Source organism: Hafnia alvei (assembly GCF_900095695.1).
GTDB lineage: Bacteria > Pseudomonadota > Gammaproteobacteria > Enterobacterales > Enterobacteriaceae > Hafnia > Hafnia alvei_B.
Genome location: NZ_FMIQ01000079.1, coordinates 1 through 2,794, shown reverse-complemented (window position 1 = coordinate 2,794; position 2,794 = coordinate 1). Strand labels below are relative to the sequence as shown.

Below are 2,794 nucleotides of genomic sequence, written 5' to 3'. Positions count from 1 at the left end.
CAAGTCCGACGTTACGCCGCTCACGCCGTAGATGTGCGACTGTTCAGCTTCAACACAACAGAGATAATTATGCCTCCCGGAAATTTAGGAGGTTCCGGCGTACAACCCCATCTTGTTAACCGAGGAAAACATTATCTAGTAGCGATGATGAGAACAATATAGCAGTTGTGATTTTTTTATATTTACCCATAATGATATTATAAGTGAATATATAATGTACTTAACCTTGGTATTAATAATATGAAACATAGAGAAATAAAAGCTAACACTTTAATCAGTTTTTTAACAAGAATGCTGAACAATGTTGATGACTCTAACCGTGGAAAACTTTTTTCATTAGGTTCACTATCATCAATAAAAAGTAAACAAGATGTTTTTCAGTTATCTGATTTATATCGAAAAAAACACCTGATTGCAAACAGGATATGTAGTTGCGAGTATAATTCAGAATACGGTTTATATACAATTGTAAATAATAAAAGAATAGCAATGAGTTTATTTTTGGAGACTATTTAATGGATATTAAAATGAATGACTACAAGCGGTTAGTAGATGATGAAAAAGAAAGGTTGATGGATTTCGATACTTTGAAAATTAACTTTGCAGGAAGTGTTGAAGAAGTTTTAAAAGAAAAAATAAAGCATATAAGATCGCAGGATGATATAGTTGTTGATGCATATATAAAACACCATAGATTAACTCCTGATATAGAGCTTGTTGTTTTAAAAATAAAAAAACAAAAATAATTTAGTATTATACTAACTATCTTCTAAAGTCGCCATTAGGCGGCTTTTTTATGTGCTACGTAGGGGGCTGAAGCTCAATTGTACGAAAACGTACGCTTTTAACAATGCTTTTACAACCATTACAACAGATAATTATAAAGGCTATTCATCGCTCTCTTCCCGTAAATCTACCAATGCGGCCTGCACATAAATGGTATTCCAGAGCACGATAGCATTAGTTGCCAGGCCCAGAGCGCCCAGAGCGCCCAGAGCGCCCAGTTGCTCCTCTTGCCCATTCTGATAGCGTTTTCTGAGCTCGCTTTTTTGCCCATGACAAATAGCTCTGGCGACAGTATGTCTGCCTTCTCACCGGTTAAGTTGGGTCATAATGAATAAGACATCGGTAACCTTTATTATCAATATAATTTAGTAGATATAATGTCTTATTTATTTTCCTTGCTTTGATAATTGCCCGTGTTAATCCTGAAGGGCGATTGCTGCTCAGTAATGAACTAACAAATTGATAGTAGTTCCCCCTTTGGGGGCGAAACATTCGTGCTGTGAAACAAAAGGAATAATTCGCAGTGGAAGTTGCACTTGTCGGTAGTAGTGGTTTGTCTGTTCATGTTCTTTACATCTCCTTAGGTACTGTTATTTGCCTGATTGGCTCTAGTGTGCCATCTTTAGCGAACGGTCGTTTACTAGTACCCAGTTCATACTGATCTGGTGTCAGGTGCTTGAGCCAAGCGTATCGATGTCTTCCTGCCATCCAGAGAAAGAGTCGCTTGGCTTTAATACTGTTACAGGCTTTCAGCAAGGCATTCTGCTTGCGAGGTGATGGGTTGTGTAGTCCTTGCATAAGCTGGTCGGCATGTTCAAAGCTGATAGTATTGGGTACTGCCGCCAAGAGCTCCAAGATGGTTTTCTCTGGACAGGAATAATGCAATGGAGGGAGTGATGCCTGGCAGATATATTGCCTGAGATACTGGTTGTCTTGCATTTGCGTCTCAGACCACAAGCGAGGAGTGCCACGCCACTCAAATTGTACAGGAGCATCGATTCTAACCTGCCATCGAGGGAACGTGGCTGTGGAATAAAGGTAAAGTCTTGTAGATAGGTAATGACGAAGTCCTTCGAGCTCTAACGCGGTAAAACCACCAATATGGACGGGAGCATTGGACATACGTTGCAATGAGGTAACGATTCCTTTCCAGAACATTGCTTCTTTCCTAATGTAAACACCAGCTACGAGAGGGAGCAGCGTTTTGTTACGTACCACATTGTCCAGAAAATGCAGATTGAGTCTTATGCCTCCAGCCATGATTTGGTGGCGACCATATCCAAGAGCAGCATCTTATATCACCGCTGTCTTGCTTCAGCATGCAGCATGGCTGGCCTCATTTTTTTTCAAACTTTTTATTTCACAGTTGAATAATTTAATTGTCTTGGGGGAAGCTGTGCACTCTAAAAATGAACTTATAGAAGGCGTACTACGCTGGATTGATGATAATATTGAAAAACGACTTAAAACTAAAGATGTTGCGAAGAAGTCTGGCTACTCTTTTCAATATTATCTCATCCACTCATTGTTATATACCTATCAGTTATGACAGCATTCACACCTTCTTTCCATAAGTGAAAATTTAATAGTTAATCTTGCTGAAAATTACTTTTTTAGCATTAACAAATTACTCCCATTAATAATCTTAAGTGATTCTATATATTCAATATAGTGTAATTATCCCTTATAAGAATAACATTGCAATTCAATTAGCTATTATTTCGTTTTATCTTGCAGATCTTCATAAATTCACTATCTCGGCTTTTAATTACCTCAGCCGTTTTATCATCAACATCGACGGGAACCCCCACATCATTCCAAGCCGATACACTTAAAATGCGGTATGAGGATAATATGCCCTTAACGGGGATCCTAAATTCCAACGAGCCATTGGCTTTTATTGATCCAAGATTTGCTACTTTCGCACCGCTTGGCACACAATTTTTATCAATTGTGATATAAGTCACAGCACTATATGGCAACGTTTCTGAGCTGTTATTTTCCATGG

At 38.5% G+C, this 2,794-nt stretch carries 4 protein-coding genes and 1 pseudogene; 2 read left to right on the top strand and 3 right to left on the bottom strand.

Features of this window, described 5'->3' with window-relative positions; translation table 11 throughout:
* Positions 1-515: 515 nt before the first annotated feature.
* A complete protein-coding gene (locus BN1044_RS20880) occupies positions 516-746 on the top strand; it encodes a hypothetical protein (protein ID WP_072310285.1) in 231 nt (76 codons plus the stop codon).
* A 144-nt stretch (positions 747-890) separates the two neighbouring features.
* On the opposite strand, the pseudogene BN1044_RS20875 reads toward BN1044_RS20880, so the two are convergent.
* Positions 891-1,248 (bottom strand): annotated as a pseudogene (locus BN1044_RS20875) (Tn3 family transposase); the annotation flags it as partial.
* A 108-nt stretch (positions 1,249-1,356) separates the two neighbouring features.
* A complete protein-coding gene (locus tag BN1044_RS20870) occupies positions 1,357-2,046 on the bottom strand; it encodes a type IV toxin-antitoxin system AbiEi family antitoxin domain-containing protein (RefSeq protein WP_247650358.1) in 690 nt (229 codons plus the stop codon).
* Here BN1044_RS20870 and BN1044_RS24035 point away from each other — a divergent pair.
* A complete protein-coding gene (locus BN1044_RS24035) occupies positions 1,991-2,335 on the top strand; it encodes a hypothetical protein (RefSeq protein ID WP_247650359.1) in 345 nt (114 codons plus the stop codon). The genes BN1044_RS20870 and BN1044_RS24035 overlap by 56 nt on opposite strands.
* 160 nt (positions 2,336-2,495) lie before the next feature.
* Here the strand turns inward: BN1044_RS24035 and BN1044_RS23630 are convergent.
* Positions 2,496-2,794: hypothetical protein (locus BN1044_RS23630; RefSeq protein ID WP_175421636.1), on the bottom strand; the 299-nt coding region annotated here is incomplete at its 5' end.